This is a genomic window from Streptomyces racemochromogenes (assembly GCF_044129415.1).
Classification (GTDB): domain Bacteria; phylum Actinomycetota; class Actinomycetes; order Streptomycetales; family Streptomycetaceae; genus Streptomyces; species Streptomyces racemochromogenes_A.
Genome location: NZ_JBBDHD010000030.1, coordinates 43,186 through 60,289 on the forward strand (window position 1 = coordinate 43,186; position 17,104 = coordinate 60,289).

The 17,104-nt window shown below is 72.7% G+C and carries 13 protein-coding genes; 4 read left to right on the plus strand and 9 right to left on the minus strand.

The window, feature by feature from the left end; all coding sequences use genetic code 11:
* Window positions 1-34: 34 nt before the first annotated feature.
* Window positions 35-898 (minus strand): SCO6745 family protein, encoded by an 864-nt coding sequence (locus WDV06_RS14545; RefSeq protein ID WP_395510139.1) that lies wholly within the window; start codon window positions 896-898, stop codon window positions 35-37.
* Window positions 899-1,192: 294 nt separating this feature from the next.
* Between WDV06_RS14545 and WDV06_RS14550 the strand changes: the two genes are divergently transcribed.
* Entirely contained in the window at window positions 1,193-2,692 is a 1,500-nt protein-coding gene (locus WDV06_RS14550) for a M1 family metallopeptidase (RefSeq protein ID WP_395510140.1), read from the plus strand.
* 36 nt (window positions 2,693-2,728) lie between these two features.
* Here WDV06_RS14550 and WDV06_RS14555 read toward each other — a convergent pair whose 3' ends face one another.
* A complete protein-coding gene (locus WDV06_RS14555) occupies window positions 2,729-3,619 on the minus strand; it encodes an oxygenase MpaB family protein (protein ID WP_395510141.1) in 891 nt (296 codons plus the stop codon).
* 150 nt (window positions 3,620-3,769) lie between these two features.
* Here WDV06_RS14555 and sph point away from each other — a divergent pair, with 150 nt between their 5' ends.
* Window positions 3,770-4,759: a sphingomyelin phosphodiesterase gene (gene sph, locus WDV06_RS14560; protein WP_395510142.1), complete on the plus strand. Its 990-nt coding sequence runs from the start codon at window positions 3,770-3,772 to the stop codon at window positions 4,757-4,759.
* A 45-nt stretch (window positions 4,760-4,804) separates the two neighbouring features.
* Here the strand turns inward: sph and WDV06_RS14565 are convergent, their stop codons facing one another.
* Window positions 4,805-6,664: an AMP-dependent synthetase/ligase gene (locus WDV06_RS14565; protein ID WP_395510143.1), complete on the minus strand. Its 1,860-nt coding sequence runs from the start codon at window positions 6,662-6,664 to the stop codon at window positions 4,805-4,807.
* 85 nt (window positions 6,665-6,749) lie between these two features.
* On the opposite strand from WDV06_RS14565, the gene WDV06_RS14570 reads away from it, so the two are divergent.
* The gene (locus tag WDV06_RS14570) at window positions 6,750-7,481 is read left to right on the plus strand and encodes a MerR family transcriptional regulator (RefSeq protein ID WP_395510144.1); all 732 of its coding nucleotides are present in this window, start codon (window positions 6,750-6,752) and stop codon (window positions 7,479-7,481) included.
* A 62-nt stretch (window positions 7,482-7,543) separates the two neighbouring features.
* Here WDV06_RS14570 and WDV06_RS14575 read toward each other — a convergent pair whose 3' ends face one another.
* From WDV06_RS14575 to WDV06_RS14600, 6 genes are all read right to left on the minus strand, one after another.
* Window positions 7,544-8,404, minus strand: coding sequence for a hypothetical protein (locus WDV06_RS14575; protein WP_395510145.1), 861 nt, complete (start codon window positions 8,402-8,404; stop codon window positions 7,544-7,546).
* Between the two features lie 211 nt (window positions 8,405-8,615).
* Window positions 8,616-10,787: a 3-hydroxyacyl-CoA dehydrogenase NAD-binding domain-containing protein gene (locus WDV06_RS14580; RefSeq protein WP_395510146.1), complete on the minus strand. Its 2,172-nt coding sequence runs from the start codon at window positions 10,785-10,787 to the stop codon at window positions 8,616-8,618.
* A 45-nt stretch (window positions 10,788-10,832) separates the two neighbouring features.
* The gene (locus WDV06_RS14585; protein WP_395510147.1) at window positions 10,833-12,047 is read right to left on the minus strand and encodes an acetyl-CoA C-acetyltransferase; all 1,215 of its coding nucleotides are present in this window, start codon (window positions 12,045-12,047) and stop codon (window positions 10,833-10,835) included.
* Between the two features lie 49 nt (window positions 12,048-12,096).
* The gene (locus tag WDV06_RS14590; protein ID WP_395510148.1) at window positions 12,097-13,239 is read right to left on the minus strand and encodes an acyl-CoA dehydrogenase family protein; all 1,143 of its coding nucleotides are present in this window, start codon (window positions 13,237-13,239) and stop codon (window positions 12,097-12,099) included.
* 8 nt (window positions 13,240-13,247) lie between these two features.
* The gene (locus WDV06_RS14595; protein ID WP_395510149.1) at window positions 13,248-14,273 is read right to left on the minus strand and encodes an LLM class F420-dependent oxidoreductase; all 1,026 of its coding nucleotides are present in this window, start codon (window positions 14,271-14,273) and stop codon (window positions 13,248-13,250) included.
* Window positions 14,273-15,409, minus strand: a complete 1,137-nt coding sequence (locus WDV06_RS14600; protein WP_395510150.1) for a CaiB/BaiF CoA transferase family protein — start codon at window positions 15,407-15,409, stop codon at window positions 14,273-14,275. The genes WDV06_RS14595 and WDV06_RS14600 overlap by 1 nt, the downstream gene beginning before the upstream one ends.
* A 220-nt stretch (window positions 15,410-15,629) precedes the next feature.
* Between WDV06_RS14600 and WDV06_RS14605 the strand changes: the two genes are divergently transcribed.
* Entirely contained in the window at window positions 15,630-16,829 is a 1,200-nt protein-coding gene (locus tag WDV06_RS14605; RefSeq protein ID WP_395510151.1) for a saccharopine dehydrogenase family protein, read from the plus strand.
* The last annotated feature ends 275 nt before the right edge of the window (window positions 16,830-17,104 follow it).

Genomic DNA, 17,104 nt, shown 5'->3' on the forward strand with positions numbered 1-17,104 from the left:
GTGGCAGGTGCCGGTGACGTCGGCGGGGAGCCCCTCAGCCCTTTCCGAAGAGGTCGGGCGGGAAGGCCCCGGCGCCGACGGCCTGCCGGACGAGGGCCCCGCCGAGCGCGTGGAGCCGGGCGACGCCGGTCGCGCCGAGGTGCTCGTACGGGGCGGCGTCGAGGCGGTCGGTCTCGGTCTCCAGCCGCTCGCGCAGGGCCTGGCCCTCCTCGGTGAGCTCCCCGTCGGCGTCGAGGACCCCGCGGGCGCGGAGGCGGTCGGCGGCGGCGTCGAGGTCGGACTGTTCCCAGCCGCGGATGGACTTGACCCACTTGGGGGTCATGCCGCGGCCGGTGGCGGTGTGGCTGACGAGCGCCTCCAGGGGGTCGAGGCCGGTGAGGAGGAGGGCGGCGAGGTGCCCGTCGCCTCGGTGCTCGCGCAGCAGGGTGGTGGCGTGCCACAGCCGCAGGTGCGGCTCCTCGGGGACGGGGAGGTCGGCGTGGGCGGCGTAGAGGGTGCGGCCGTGCCGGGTGCAGGCCTCGGTGGCCCGGAGGGCGAGCTCGGCGGCTTCGGCGAGCTCGGGCGAGGCGATGGCCTCGGGGCCGAGGAGGCGGCGCACGGTGCGGTCGGCCGCGCGCAGGCGGGCGGCGAGGACCTGCTCGGGGGTGGCGGTGCCCCAGACGGCGGGCAGGTGCCGGGCGACGAGGTCGTGGCGGTAGTTGTAGAAGGCCGCGGTGACCGCGCCGGGGCCGACGGCGCCCATGGCCGCGGAGCGGCTGGCGAGGTTGACGGCGACCCGGTGGGTGATCCCGAGGGTGCCGAGCTCCTCGAAGATCTCGGGTGAGAAGTACGTGGTGGCGTGGAGCGGGTTGATCGCGGTGTGCCAGCACCGTCGCGCGGCGAGCGGGTCGAGGGTCATGATCGCACCTTACCGACTAGCCGGTATGGAGCATAGTCCTTTCCGATGGGGCGCATTCGCGCCAACCTGCGCCCGCTCCCGCCGGCGGGAGCGGCCCGCATCAGGACTCCCCTGACCGCCCGTCCCACGGACGGCGCACCGCGGGGGGCCGTGATCGTGACGGCCGAATGGCGATCGTGTGACAGCAGGGGCCATGGACATGACCGGAGCCACCACGGGTGAATACGGTCGAACGACGTACGACGTCCGACGAACGTCGAACCGATCTGTCTCCCCTACCCCTTGGAGCTCTTCGTGTACCGCAAAGTGATCGCCCCGAGCGTCCTGGCCGCCTCCCTCCTGCTGGTGATCCCGGCGTCGGCGGCCAGCTCCGTCCAGGGTGCGCCCGGGATCGGCGACAGCTACTACCCGGAGAGCGGGAACGGCGGCTACGACGTCTCCCACTACGACCTGCGCCTGCAGTACCAGCCGAAGACCGACCTGCTGGAGGGCACGGCCACCCTCCTGACCACCGCCAAGCAGGACCTGTCCCGCTTCAACCTGGACTTCGGCCTCAAGGTGAGCGAGATCCGCGTCAACGGGGTCAAGGCGCGGTTCGCCACCTCGGGCGCGCACGAGCTGGAGGTCACCCCCGCGCAGCCGCTGGCGAAGGGCAGGCAGGCCACCGTCGTCGTCAAGTACGCCGGAAAGCCCTCGGAGTTCAAGATCGACGGGTGGTCGGCCTGGCAGCGCACCCCGGACGGCGGCATCGCGGCGCAGGAGCCCGACTCGGCGGTGTGGTGGTTCCCGAGCAACGACCACCCGCTCGACAAGGCCACCTTCGACATCTCGGTCAACGTCCCGGACGGCACGCAGGCCATCAGCAACGGCGTGCTCCAGTCGCAGACCTCCAGGCTCGGCTGGACCCGCTACAACTGGCGCTCCAACAAGCCGCAGGCCACGTACCTGGCCACCCTCGCCATCGGCAAGTTCGACATCACCACCGACAAGACGGCGAGCGGACTGCCGATCCTCAACGCCTACAGCAAGGACCTGGGGGACAACGCGGGCTCGGCGCGGGCGAGCGTCGAGCGGACCGGCGAGGTCGCGGAGTGGCTGGAGTCGGTCTTCGGCCCCTACCCCTTCAACGCGCTGGGGGGCTACGTCCCGAACGTGCCCAGCGGCTTCGCGCTGGAGACCCAGACGCGGCCGTTCTACAGCCCGCGCCAGTTCGCGAACGGCGCCAACGTCTCGGTCGTCGTGCACGAGCTGGCGCACCAGTGGTACGGCGACAGCGTGTCCGTGGACAACTGGAAGGACATCTGGGTCAACGAGGGCTTCGCCCGCTACGCCCAGTGGCTGTGGTCGGAGAAGGAGGGCGAGGGCACCGCGCAGGAGCTCGCCCGGTGGGCGTACGACACCCGCCCGGCCGAGGACCCGTTCTGGCAGGTCAAGCCGGGTGACCCCGGCGCCGAGAACCAGTTCCACGGCGCCGTGTACGACCGGGGCGCGATCGCCATCCAGGCGCTGCGCAACGAGGTCGGCGACGAGAAGTTCTTCCAGATCCTCAAGGGCTGGCCGACCGAGCGGGCCTACGGCAACGCCAAGGTCGGGGACTTCGTCCGGTACGCGGAGAAGGTCTCGAACAAGCCGCTCGCCCAGCTCTTCGACACCTGGCTCTACACCCCGGGCAAGCCCGCCTTCGACGCCCCGGGCGCCAAGGCGGGCGCGCGTTCCCTGGCCCCGGCGAAGCCGGCGGTGGAGCCGAAGTCCTGGAAGAAGATCGCCGCGACGAACACGATCCACGAGCACTGACCCGCGTCGTCCGGTTCTGCGCGCGCCGGGGCCCCGTCAGCGGGTCCCGGCGCGCCACCGCGCCCGGGCGGCGCGGGCCCGCGGCAGGTAGCGCAGCCGTTCGGGCAGGAGCGGTACGAGGAGACGTACGGCGGCGCTGAACCGCCGGAGCCGGCGTTCCTGGGCCGGGGTCCACTCCAGGCCGATGGCGGCCCGCGCGTCGGGCGGCATGTAGCCGACGGTGACGAAGGCCCGGAAGCGCAGGTAGACCGGGCGCAGGAGCGGCCAGGAGAACCGCAGCAGCAGCCGCAGGACCCGCGAGGCGGGCTCCGGGCGGGGCAGGGGGGCATCGGTGGAGACGAGCTCGCGCGCGACCTTGGTCGGCTCGATCTCCTCGGCCAGCATCCGGTGGTAGTACGGCCAGAACTCCTCGACGGTCTGCGGCATGTCCCGGTCGCGCAGCCCCAGGATCCGGCCCACCTGGAGCCACTCCCGGTACATCTGGCGGTCCTGCTCGGGCGTCGTGCGGCGGAACAGGTAGCGCCCGGCGTACTGGGCGACGGGGAAACCGGTGGCGTGCACCCAGGCGTAGCAGGCGGGGTCCAGGGAGTGGTAGCGCCGGCCCCGGGTGTCGGTGCCCCGGATCTCCTTGTGCAGGCGGCGCACCCGACGGCCCTCGGCGACGGCCTCGTCCCCGCCGTAGACCCACAGCATCACGGAGCGCAGGGAGCGCTCGCCGCGCCCCCAGGGGTCGGTGCGGAAGACCGAGTAGCGGTCGACCCCGGCCCCGACGGCCGGGTGGGCCACCTGCAGGGTGAAGGCGGCGGGCAGGGTCAGCAGGGAGCGGATGTCGCCGGCGGTGCTCCACAGCACTCCACCCGGCGGCGGGGGCTCGGGATCGAGGCGCCTGGTGGGGCTTTCGGGGGAGATGTGACCCGTGTGGTTCATGAGGTCAATTATGCGAGCGCGAGAAGTCGTGGTCCGGACAGAAAGTCTTGTCACGGGTGTTACCCCGAAGTAACCGCGGCTGCTTGTATGACGGCGTCGATCTTCCCCCCGCAGGATTCCCGGGGATTCCACGGACTGATGGAGACCTCCATGCCGCAGATCTCGCACCGCAGCCGCGCCGCCGCCACGGCCGTGGCCGCGACCGCAGCCGCCGCAGCCCTCGCCCTCGCCTCCGCGCCCGCCGCCACGGCCGCCGGGGCCACCGCGGCGCCCCGCCTGAGCGTCCTGACGTACAACACGTTCCTGATGAGCACGAACCTGTACCCGAACTGGGGCCAGGACCACCGGGCCGCGGAGATCCCGAAGGCCTCCTTCTTCCAGGGCCACGACGTGGTGGTCCTCCAGGAGGCCTTCGACAACGGCGCGTCGGACGCGCTGAAGGCCAACGCCTCCGCCCAGTACCCGTACCAGACCCCGGTCGTGGGCCGCAGCAAGAGCGGCTGGGACGCCACGGGCGGCTCGTACTCCTCCACCACCCCGGAGGACGGCGGGGTCACGGTCCTCAGCAAGTGGCCGATCGTGCGCAAGGAGCAGGTGGTCTACAAGGACGCCTGCGGCGCCGACTGGTGGTCCAACAAGGGCTTCGCGTACGTGGTCCTGGACGTCAACGGCACCCGGGTCCACGTGGTCGGCACGCACGCCCAGTCCACCGACCCGGGCTGCGGCGCGGGCGAGGCGGCGCAGATGCGCAGCCGCCAGTTCAAGGCGATGGACGCCTTCCTGGACGCCAAGAACATCCCGGCGGGCGAACAGGTCATCGTGGCGGGCGACATGAACGTCGACTCCCGCAGCGCGGAGTACTCCTCGATGCTCAACGACCTCGACCTGGCCCCGGCCGACGCACGCACGGGCCACCCGTACTCCTTCGACACGGCCCTCAACTCCATCACGAACTACCGCTACCCGACGGACCCCCGCGAGGACCTGGACTACGTCCTCTACCGCAAGGGCAACGCCCGCCCGGCGGGCTGGGAGAACAACGTGGTGCGGGAACAGTCGACCCCCTGGACGGTCACCAGCTGGGGCAAGTCCTACACGTACACGAACCTCTCGGACCACTACCCGGTGGTGGGCCGCTAGCGGGCGCCCGCCACCGCCCTCGCGGGGCGGTGGCGGGCCCGTGCCTCACTCCCCCTCGTACAGCCCCTCGATCAGGGCCCCGTACTTCTCCCGGACCACCCGGCGGCGGAGCTTCAGGGTCGGGGTGAGCTCCCCCGTCTCCGGGCCCCATTCCTCCGCCAGGAGGCGGTAGCGCTTGATCTGTTCCGTGCGGTTGAGGCGGGCGTTGGCGGCCTCGACCGCCCGGGCCGTCTCCTCCAGGACGGCCGGGTGCGCGGCCAGGTCGGCCAGGGTGGTCGTCTCGATGCCCCGGGCGGCGGCCCAGGCCGGGGCCAGTTCGGGGTCCAGGACGAGCAGGGCGACGAGGTAGGAGCGGCCGTCGCCGTGGACCAGGGCCTGGCCGATCAGCGGGTGTTCCTTGACGGTGTTCTCCACCAGGGCCGGGGCCACGTTCTTGCCGTTCGAGGTGATGATCAGCTCCTTCTTGCGGTCGGTCAGCCACAGGAAGCCGTCCTCGTCGAGCCTCCCGATGTCCCCCGTCGGGAACCACCCCTCGGCGTCGGCCGCGCCCTCCACCGTGCCGTCGGGCCGCAGGTAGCCGTCGAAGACGGTCGCGCCGCGCGCGAGGACCTCGCCGTCCTCGGCTATCCGGAGCTCCAGCCCCTCGATCGGCCGGCCCACCGAACCCAGCCGGAAGCCGCCGGGGCTGTTGCTGTTGACGGTGCACACGCCGGAGGTCTCGGTCAGTCCCCAGGCGTCCATGATGGTGATCCCCCACCCCGCCCAGAAGCGGACCACCTCGATCGGCATCGGCGCCGTCGCGCTGGCCGTCCAGGCCAGCCGGTCCAGTCCCGCCAGCCGCAGCAGCGGGTCCAGGACCCGTTCCTTCACCTCCGCGTACGAGGCCTCCAGCGCGGCCGGCACCTCCTCGCCGCGCTCCCGGTGCCCGGCCCGGGCGCGGGCCACGTCCCCGGCCCCCTCGATGGCCCGCCGCTGCTCCTCGGGGAGGCCCGCCAGCACCGCCCGTACGCCGGCCGCGAGCTTCTCCCAGACCCGGGGCACGCCGAAGAACTGCACGGGCCGCAGTTCGCGCACCGCCGCGGCCACGGCGGCGGGGTCGGCGACCAGCCGGACGTGCGCGGCGCGCAGCAGCGGCAGGTAGATGCCGAGGATCCGCTCGGCGATGTGGGCGAAGGGCAGGTAGCAGACGTGTTCGGCGTGCTCGGGGAGCTCCACGTGCCGGTCCAGGCGCACGGACTGGAGCAGGATGTTGCGGTGGCTGAGCCGCACCCCCTTGGGGTCGCCGGTGGTGCCCGAGGTGTAGACGACGGTCAGCGGGTCCGCGGGGCGGGACTCCTGCCAGGCCTTCTCGAAGGCGTCGGGGCGGTGCAGGCGGGCGCCGCTCGCGTAGAGGGAGGCGTAGGCGGTGTGCGGGCCGGCCTCGCCGGCCTCGGCGACGACGAGGCGCTCCAGCGGGGTGGCGGGGTCGTCCAGCAGCGGGGCCCAGCGGGCGAGCTCGCGGGCGCCCTCGACGACGGCCAGGCGGGCCCGGCTGTGGCGGGCGATGTGGGCGATCTGCTCGGGCGCGGAGGTCCCGTAGACGGTGACGGGGACGGCCCCTATGTGCACGAGGGCGAGGTCGCTGAGCCAGTGCTCGGGCCGGTTGCCCATCATCAGCAGGACGTGCTCGCCGCGGGCGACGCCCAGGGCGGTGTATCCGGCGGCGAGGACGGCGACGCGGCGGCGGGCCTCGCTCCAGGTGAGGGTCTCCCAGCCGTCCCCGCCCGTGTCCCCGCCCGCGCCGCCCCCGTCCACGGTGCGCCAGGAGAGGGCGGGCAGGTCCGGGTGCTCGGCGGCGTTGCGGGCGAGCAGGGCGGGGAGGGTGAGGTCTTCGGGACGTCCGGGCAGTCGCAGGTTCGTGGTCATGGGCAGCTCCTGGCCGTTTCACATCGTTGGTGCGACAGCAATACTGTTGAACCCAAGCCGTGCAGCAGAGAGCAAGGAGCGGACGATGGCCGACCACGGGGCGACCGAGCCGATGCTCACCGTCGACGAGCTGGCGTCGAAGGCCGGTGTCACCGTCCGCACCGTACGGTTCTACAGCACGCGCGGGCTTTTGCCCCCTCCCGTGATCGGACCCCGCCGGGTGGGGCACTACGGCCCGGAGCACCTGTCGCGGCTGGCGCTGATCGAGGAGCTCCAGCACCAGGGGATGACCCTGTCGGCGATCCAGCGCTACCTGGACGCGCTCCCCGACGACCTGAGCGCGCACGACCTGGCCATTCACCGGGCTCTGGTGGCGACCTGGGCGCCGGACACGGCGCGCGAGGTGTCGCGGGAGGAGCTGGAACGGCGGGCGGGGCGCGCCCTGCCGGACGGGGACCTGCGCCGGCTGGCGGCGATGAACGTGCTCGCGGAGGCGGGCGAGGGCTTCCGGGTGGACCTGGGCCTGCTGCGGCTGGGGGTGGCGCTGCTCGACGTGCCGATCGCGCACGAGACGCTGCTGGTGGCGCGGGGGATCCTGCTGGAGCACGCGCGGACGGCGGCGCACGAGCTGACCGCGCTGTTCCGCGACGAGGTGTGGGGGCCCTTCACCGAGGGCGAGGACGATCTGGAGCGGATCGAGTCGATGAAGGCCCTGTCGGCGCACATGCAGCCGATGGTGGTGCAGGCCCTGGTGACGGCGTTCCAGCGGTCGCTGAAGGAGGAGCTGCGGGCGGCGTTCGCCTCGGAGACCGAGTGAACGCCGCCCGCGGGAGCCGCACTTGACGGGATTCGTACCTGCCGGGAGTCGTACGCGAGGGGTCACACACCGCCCGCGATGAACGACCAGTCGGAGGAGACGCCGTTGAGCGGTCCGACGTTGGCGTAGGTGCCCCCGCTGAGCTTCGAGGTCCACGCCGTGCCGTCCGTCTTGTAGAAGAACAGGCTGTCCCCGGTGCGGCCCTCCTCGTCCCACACGCCGGACGTGCCGATGTCACGGAAGCCGCCGACCCTGCCGCCGGTCGCCCGGGCGACGCGGTACGTGAGTTGGGAACCGGTGTTCTCCAGGGCCAGGACCGTGTCCTTGGTCGCGACCAGGGTCCCCAGGTCTTCGGTGTTCCTGGCGTCCACGTGCTGGTAGACGCCGCCCGTGAGGGTGCCGTAGCCGACTTCGCCGGACTTCGTGAAGACCGCCGTGTCACAGGAGGCGGCGATGGAGTCCCAGCCCGTGCTGAAGTTGTCGTACGAACGGACGTGGTGGTAGCGGCCGTTCCTGAGCGTGCCGGTGCCCCCTTGGCCGTTGTCGGCGTTGTAGAAGAGGGCCGAGTCGCCCGACGCCACGACGTGGGTCCACCCCGTCGAGAAGTTGTCGTAGGTCTGGACGCGGGTGTACTTCCCCGCCCTGAAGGTACCGCTCTCCCCGGCCCCCGTGTCGGCGTTGTAGAACAGCAGCGAGTCGCGGCTCGCGACGCCGTGCGTGTACCCGTCGGGAACGTTGATGTTCGAGCCGTAGCGCCAGCGCCCGGCCGCCAGGGTGCCGGTGCCCACGGCTCCGGTGTCCTTGTTGTAGGCGGCGAGCGAGGTGCTCGGGGTCGTCTGGTTGCAGAAGGCCGAGGCGGCGGCCGCGGACGTCGCGGGCGCGGCCGGCGTGACGACCATGACGGAGGTGGCGAATGCCGCCACCAGGCATTTCTTCATGGGTCTCCCCGTTTCCTCGCACGTGAACGGGTGTTCCCCCCAGCTGTGCACGGTCGGAGTGGGACACGTGCCCCGTCCATGGTGCGCCGCACCGCGCCCCGTCGCATCCCGGACGCCGGGCCGCGCGGAGGGGCCGCCCCGGGAACGTCCCGGGGCGGCCCCTTTCCATGTCCGGTGCCCGGACGGGCGTGGCCGGTCAGTCCGCGTACGTCTCCCCGCGCTCGGCCTTGGCCACCAGGGAGGCGGGCGGGGTGAAGCGTTCGCCGTAGGTGGCGGCGAGTTCACGGGCGCGGGCCACGAAGCCGGGCAGGCCGCCCTCGTAGCCGTTGATGTACTGGAGCACGCCGCCGGTCCAGGCCGGGAAGCCGATGCCCATGATGGAGCCGATGTTGGCGTCGGCGACGGAGGTGAGCACGCCCTCGTCCAGGCAGCGGACGGTGTCCACGGCCTCGGCGAAGAGCATGCGCTCCTTCATGTCCTCGAAGGGGATCTCCGCGTCCGGCTTGGCGAAGTGCTCGCGCAGGCCCGGCCAGATGCGGGTGCGCTTGCCGCTCTCGTCGTACTCGTAGAAGCCGCCGCCCCCGCTGCGGCCGGGGCGGCCGAACTCGTCGACCATGCGGTCGATGACGGTGTCGGCGGGGTGCTCGGTCCAGGGGCGGCCCTCGGCTTCGAAGGCCTTGCGGGTCTCGTTGCGGATCTTGCGCGGGAGGGTGAGGGTGAGCTCGTCCATCAGGGAGAGCACCTTGGCCGGGTATCCGGCCTGGGCGGCGGCCTGTTCGATCGAGGCGGGCTCGATGCCCTCGCCGACCATCGCGACGCCCTCGTTGATGAACTGGCCGATGACGCGCGAGGTGAAGAAGCCGCGGGAGTCGTTGACCACGATCGGGGTCTTGTTGATCTGGCGGACCAGGTCGAAGGCGCGGGCGATGGCCTCGTCACCGGTGCGCTCGCCCTTGATGATCTCCACCAGCGGCATCTTGTCGACGGGCGAGAAGAAGTGCAGGCCGATGAAGTCGGCGGGGCGCGCGACGCCTTCCGCGAGGCCGGTGATGGGGAGGGTGGAGGTGTTGGAGCAGAGCAGGGCGTCGGGGGCGACGACGTCCTGGATCTCCTGGAACACCTTGTGCTTGAGGGCGGTGTCCTCGAAGACGGCCTCGATGACGGCGTCACAGCCGGCCAGGTCGGCCGCGGCGGCGGTCGGGGTGATGCGGGCCAGCAGCTCGGCGCGCTCGGCCTCGGTGGTGCGGCCCTTGGCGAGCGCCTTGTCCAGCAGCTTCTCGGAGTAGGCCTTGCCCTTGGCGGCGGCCTCGGGCGTGACGTCCTTGAGGACGACCTCGATGCCCGCGCGGGCGCAGGAGTAGGCGATGCCGGCGCCCATCATGCCGGCGCCGAGGACGGCGACCTTGCGGACCTGGCGCGGTTCGACGCCCTGCGGGCGGCTGCGGCCGGCGTTGACGGCCTGGAGGTCGAAGAAGAAGGCCTGGATCATGTTCTTCGCGGTCTGGCCGGTGACCAGCTCGGTGAAGTAGCGGGCCTCGATGGTCAGCGCGGTCTCGAAGTCGACCTGGGAGCCCTCGACGGCGCAGGCCAGGATGTTGCGCGGGGCCGGGTAGGGGGCACCGTTCAGCTGCTTCTTGAGGTTCGCGGGGAAGGCCGGCAGGTTCGCGGCGAAGCGCGGGTTGGACGGCGTACCGCCCGGGATCTTGTAGCCGGGGACGTCCCAGGGCTGCTTCGACTCGGGGTTGGCGTCGATGAAGGCGCGGGCCTTGGCCAGCATCTCCTCAGGGGTGGCGGCCAGTTCGTGGACGAGGCCGGCCGCGAGGGCGCGCTGCGGATTGTACCGGGTGCCCTGGAGGAGGACCTTCAGGAGGGCGTCGGCGATGCCCATCAGGCGCACGGTGCGGGTGACGCCGCCGCCGGCCGGGAGCAGGCCGAGGGTGACCTCGGGCAGGCCGATCCTGGAGCCGGGGGCGTCGAGGGCGACGCGGTGGTGGGAGGCGAGGCAGATCTCGTAACCGCCGCCGAGGGCCGCTCCGTTGATGGCGGCGACCACGGGCTTGCCGAGGGTCTCGATGCGGCGCAGGGACCGCTTGATCTCGGTGCCGGTATCGAAGGCCAGCCGCGCGTGTTCGGGGCGCAGCCCGATCATGTCCTTGAGGTCGCCGCCGGCGAAGAAGGTCTTCTTGGCGGAGGTGTAGATGATGCCCCGGATGGAGTCCTTCTCGGCTTCGGCGCGGTCGGCGATGGCCGCGATGGAGTCCTTGAAGGCCTGGTTCATCGTGTTGGCGGACTGGTCGGGGTCGTCGAGGACCAGGGTGACGACGCCGGTCTCGTCCTGTTCCCAGCGGATCGTGGTGGACTCGCTCATGTTCGCTACTTCCGTGTGAGAGGTGGGACCAGGGGTCAGGACGGATCAGACGCGTTCGACGATGGTGGCGACGCCCATGCCGCCGCCGACGCAGAGGGTGACGAGGCCGTAGCGCTTGTCCTGGCGCTCCAGTTCGTCGATGACGGTGCCCAGCAGCATGGCGCCGGTGGCGCCGAGCGGGTGGCCGAGCGCGATGGCGCCGCCGTTGACGTTGACCTTGTCGAGGGAGACGCCCATGTCCTTGACGAAGCGCAGGACGACGCCGGCGAAGGCTTCGTTCATCTCGATGAGGTCGATGTCGTCGATGGTCAGGCCGGCCTTGGCGAGGGCCTTGCGGGTGGCGGGGGCGGGGCCGGTGAGCATGATGGTGGGCTCGGAGCCGGAGACGGCCGCCGAGACGATGCGGGCGCGGGGGCGCAGGCCGTTTCGTTCGCCGGCCTCGCGGGTGCCGATGGCGACGAGGGAGGCGCCGTCGACGATGCCGGAGGAGTTGCCGGCGTGGTGGACGTGGTCGATCTTCTCGATCCAGTGGTACTTCTGCAGGGCGACGGCGTCGAAGCCGCCGAGGTCGCCGATGTCGGCGAAGGAGGGCTTGAGCCCCGCGAGGGTGTCGGCGGTGGTGCCGGGGCGGACGAACTCCTCGTGGTCGAGGACGACCAGGCCGTTGCGGTCGGTGACGGGGACGACGGAGCCGGCGAAGCGGCCCTCCTTGATGGCGGTGGCGGCCCGTTCCTGGGAGAGGGCGGCGTATTCGTCGACGTCGCGCCGGGTGAATCCCTCGATGGTGGCGATCAGGTCGGCACCGATGCCCTGGGGGACGAAGCCGGTGTCCCAGTTGGTCATCGGGTCGGCGAACCAGGCGCCGCCGTCGGAGGCCATGGGGACGCGGGACATGGACTCGACGCCGCCCGCGAGGACCAGGTCCTCCCAGCCGGAACGGACCTTGGCCGCGGCGAGGTTGACGGCTTCGAGGCCGGAGGCACAGAAGCGGTTCTCCTGCACGCCCGCGACGGTGTCGGGGAGCCCGGCGGCGATGGCGGCGATGCGGGCGATGTCGGAGCCCTGGTCTCCGACCGGGCCGACCACGCCGAGGACGATGTCGTCGATGGTGGCGGGGTCGAGGCCGGCGTTGCGTTCGCGCAGGGCGTGGATGAGGCCGACGACGAGGTCGATCGGCTTGGTGCCGTGCAGGGCGCCGTTGGCCTTGCCGCGTCCGCGCGGGGTGCGGATCGCGTCGTACACGTACGCTTCGGTGCTCACAGGTCGTGCCTTTCGGGGAGTTCCGGCGGAAGTCGGGCGGGGGCGGGGCTCAGCCGAGGAGGGAGCGGCCGATGATCTCCTTCATGATCTCGGTCGTGCCCCCGTAGATGGTCTGGATGCGGCCGTCGGTGAAGGCCCGCGCCACGCGGTACTCGGTCATGTAGCCGTAGCCCCCGTGCAGTTGGAGGCAGCGGTCGGCGACGCGCTTTTGGAGTTCGGTGGCCCACCACTTGGCCATGGAGGCGTGGACGTGGTCCAGTTCGCCGTTCGCGTGGTCGGTGATGCAGCGGTCGAGGAAGGACCGGGTGACCGCGCACTCGGTGGCCATCTCGGCGATCTCGAACCGGATGTGCTGGAGCCTGGCGAGCGGGCGGCCGAAGGCCTCGCGCTCCTTGACGTACTGGGTGGTGATCTCCAGCAGGTGCTCGGCGGCGGCGATGGCGGCCATGGCGATGCCCATCCGCTCCTGGGCGAGGTTGGTCATCAGGTGGACGAAGGCCCCGTTGAGCTCGCCGAGCAGGTTCTCCTTGGGGACGCGGACGTCGTGGAAGAAGAGTTCGGCGGTGTCCTGGGACTTCTGGCCGATCTTGTCGAGGTTGCGGCCGCGTTCGAAGCCGTCCATGCCGCGTTCGACGACGAGGAGGGACAGCCCGTGCGCGCCGCCCTCGGGGGTGGTCTTCGCGACGACGATGACCAGGTCGGCGAGGATGCCGTTGGAGATGAAGGTCTTTGAGCCGTTGAGCAGCCAGTGGTCGCCCCGGTCCTCGGCGCTGGTGCGGATGCCCTGGAGGTCGGAGCCCGCGCCGGGCTCGGTCATCGCGATGGCGGTGATGGTCTCGCCGGAGCAGAACCCGGGCAGCCAGCGGCGCTTCTGCTCCTCGGTCGCCAGCGAGGTCAGGTAGGGGCCGATGATGTCGTTGTGCAGGCCGATCGCCAGGCCGGGGGCCCCGGCCCGGGTGAACTCCTCGGCGAGGACGGCCGCGTAGCGGAAGTCGGGGTTGCCGCCGCCCCCGTACTCCTCGGGGACGGCGAGGCCGAGCAGGCCCTGCCGGCCGGCGGCGCGCCAGGCGTCGCGGCTGACGATGCCGTCCTTCTCCCACTGCTCGTAGTGCGGCAGCACCTCCTTGGTGAGGAAGGTGCGGACGGTCTCGCGGAACGCCTCGTGGTCGGCGTCGAAAATGCGGCGTTGCATGGGTCCCCCTAGAGCCAGCTCTTGACGGTTTCGATCAGCCGGGCCGGCTCGGGGCCGACGGGCGTGACGTTGAGCATGGTGGCGCCCGCCTCCCGGAAGGCCTCGACGCGCTCGCGCACGTACCCCTCGGGCCCGCAGAGGGTCATGAGCTCGCAGAACTCGTCGGGGACGGCGGCGGCCGCGTCGCGCTTGCGGCCGGAGAGGTAGAGCTCCTGGATCTTCCGGGCCTCCTCCTCGTACCCGTAGGCGACGGCGAGGTCGTTGTAGAAGTTGCGGCCGGGCGCGCCCATGCCGCCGACGTAGAGGGCGATCTGCGGGCGGGCCAGGTCGCGGGCCTTCGCCGCGTCCTCGCCGATGGCCAGCAGGCCGCCGGCGACGGTCTGGAGCGGGCCGAGTTCCGCGGGCCGTTTGGCGGCGCCGGCGGCGAGCGCACTCCCCCACACGGCATCGGCCTTCTCCGGGATGAAGAGGGTGGGCAGCCAGCCGTCGGCGATCTCGGCGGTCAGGGCGACGTTGGCCGGGCCGAGGGAGGCGATGTAGACGGGGATCCGGTCGCGGACCGGGCGGGTGAGGATCTTCAGCGGTTTGCCGTGGCGGCCGCCGCGCTCGGGCGGCAGCGGCATGTCGGTGATGCCGTGGTGGTCGATGGTCTCGCGGCGCCAGATCCGCCGGCACAGCTCGACGGTCTCGCGGGTGCGGCCCAGCGGCTTGTCGTACGGCTTGCCGTGCCAGCCCTCGACCACCTGCGGACCGGAGGCGCCGAGGCCGAGCAGGGCCCGGCCGCCGGACATCGCGTCCAGTCCGGCGGCGGTCTGGGCGATGAGGGCGGGGGTGCGGGAGTAGACGTTGACGATGGCCGAGCCGATTTTCATCCGTTCGGTCCGCGCCGCCAGGTAGCCCATGATCGTCGGGGAGTCGAAGCCCCAGGCCTCGGCGACCCACACGGCGTCGAGGCCCGCCGTCTCCAGCGCCGCCGCCTCGTCGGCGGCCCGGCGCGGGTCGCCCGCGTAGTCGAGCAGCATGGACAGTTCCATCAGGCGCCCTTCGCGCTCAGGCCCGGTACGTCCCAGTCGCGGGCCACGGATGCGGTGTCGGCCCCCGGCCGCGCCGGACCGCTGGTCACGGCGGTCGGGGTGGCGGAGAAGCGGGGGGCGGGGGCGGGCTGGGTGATCCCGCCGAAGTCGGTGAAGGTGGAGCGGGCGGCGAGGTGCGGGTGGTGCGGGGCCTCGCCGAGGGAGAGGACGGGGGCCACGCAGGCGTCGGTGCCCTCGAAGACCTCGGTCCACTCGGCGCGCGTACGGGTCCTGAAGCGGGCGGCGACGGCCTCGCGCAGTTCGCCCCAGCGGGCGAGGTCCTTGCGGGCGGGGGCCTCGTCGGCGATGCCCAGGAGGCGGACGAAGGTGTCGTAGAACTGCTGCTCCAGCGCGCCGACGGCCATGTACAGCCCGTCGGAGGTCTCGTAGGTGCCGTAGAAGGGGCAGCCGCCGTCCAGGAGGTTGGCCCCGCGCCGGTCCTGCCAGCCTCCCGCCGCGACCATGCCGTGGATCATGGCGGTGAGGTGGGCGGTGCCGTCGACGATCGCCGCGTCCACGACCTGTCCGGCGCCGCCGGGGGTACGGGCGTGCCGGAGGGCGGCGAGCACGCCGATGACCAGGTAGAGGGAGCCGCCCGCGTAGTCCCCGACGAGGTTGGCGGGGACGGCCGGGGGCCCGTCGGGACTTCCGATCATGCCGAGGGCTCCGGTGACGGCGATGTACGCGATGTCGTGCCCGGCGGTGTGGGCGAGCGGGCCCTCCTGGCCCCAGCCGGTCATCCGGCCGTAGACCAGCCGCGGATTGCGGGCCAGGCACTCCGCCGGACCGACGCCGAGCCGTTCGGCGACGCCGGGGCGGAAGCCCTCGATGAGCACGTCGGCCCGCTCGACCAGCTCCAGCACCCGCGCGGGGCCCCCGTCGGACTTCAGGTCGACCAGGACGGACCGCTTGTTGCGGTTGGTGACGTCGTAGGCCGGGTCGACGGCGAGCCCGCCGCCGCCGGGCCGGTCGACGCGGACCACGTCCGCGCCCAGGTCGGCGAGGAGCATGGCGGCGAACGGCCCCGGCCCGATGCCCGCCAGTTCCACGACGCGCACCCCGGCGAGCGGGCCGGTCCCTGTCTTCGCCTCTGTCATCGGGCCCCCAGCGTCCCTGGTGCGTGTGTGACACAACTGATGTAACACCAGCGATGCTAGGAAGGCGGCCCACTCAGCACAAGAGCAAGCGCTTAGCCGATTGGCGCAATCTCCCCGGCTCCGCCGAACCCTTCCCCTTACCGCAGGTCACACCTGCTCGCACGGACACTCGGCTCCCACGCTAGCCTCAGCCACCCACACCAGCCGGGAGGAACGTTCCATGTACGAGCACGTCCACCGCAGCCGTCCCGAACGGGACTTCGACCTCGTGCTCTTCGGCGCGACCGGGTTCGTCGGGGCGCTGACGGCCGAGTACCTGGCCCGCCACGCCCCGGCCGACTGCCGCTGGGCCCTGGCCGGGCGCGACCTCGGGAAACTGGAGCGGCTGCGGGAGCGGCTGGCCGCCCTGGACCCGGCCTGCGCCGGCCTGCCGCTGCTGCAAGCCGACGCCACCGACGCGCGGGCCGTGCGCGCACTGGCCGCCCGGACGCGGGTGCTGGCCACGACCGTCGGGCCGTACGTCTGGTACGGGGCGGAGCTGGTCGCGGCCTGCGCCGGGGCGGGCACCGACTACGTGGACCTCACCGGGGAGCCGGAGTTCGTCGACCGGATGTACGTCGCGCACGACGCGCGGGCCCGGGAGACGGGGGCACGGCTGGTGCACGCGTGCGGGTTCGACTCGGTCCCCGCCGACCTGGGGGCGTACTTCACCGTGGGGCTGCTGCCGGCCGGGGAGCCGCTGCGGGTGGACGGGTTCGTCCGGTCCTCGGCGCTGGCCTCCGGCGGCACGCTGGCCTCCGCCCTCACCGCCCTGGGGCGCGGCCCCCAGACCCTGGCGGCGGCGCGGGAGCGCAGGCTGTACCAGCCGCGGCTGCCGGGACGCCGGGTGCGCGGACCCGTGGGTGCCCCCCGGTTCAGCCGGGAGACCGGCACCTGGGCGCTGCCGCTGCCCACGCTGGACCCCCGGGTGGTGACCCGGTCGGCGGCCGCGCTGGAGCGCTACGGCCCCGACTTCCGCTACCGGCACTACGCCTCGGTGCGGCATCTGCCCGTCGCCCTGGGCGGTACGGCGGCCCTGGGCGCGGTGGCCGCGCTGGCCCAGGTCCCGGCGACGCGGCGGTGGCTGATGGCCCGTTGGGAGCCCGGCACCGGCCCGGACGCGGAGCGGCGCGCCCGCAGCTGGTTCACCGTCCGCTTCGTGGGGGAGGGCGGCGGACGACGGGTGTTCACCGAGGTGTCGGGCGGCGACCCGGGCTACGGGGAGACCGCGAAGATGCTGGCCGAGTCCGCGCTGTGCCTCGCCTACGACGCCCTGCCCGAGGCCTCCGGCCAGCTGACGACGGCGGTGGCGATGGGCGACGCCCTGCTGACCCGCCTCCAGAAGGCCGGCATCCGCTTCCGGGCGGCAGCGGAGTCCTAGTAGGCCCCTTCCTCCCCCGCCGGGCCGGGCCCCGCCGGGCCGGGCGGGGCGGGGCGGCGCCACGGCGGCGGCGGCGCGCCTCGCCGGGCCCGCCGAGCGGGCGCACGACGGCCTCCGACCCCGCCCACGGCTCACGACGGCGGCGCGCCTCCCCGGGCGCACGACGGCCTCGGGTGCCGCCCCAGTCCGGCCGGCGGCGTGCGCCCGGTGCATCACTGGCCGGGTGTGACAGCGCGGCGAGGCCGGGCACGGGCATGGGGCGCCGGGCCGGCGGG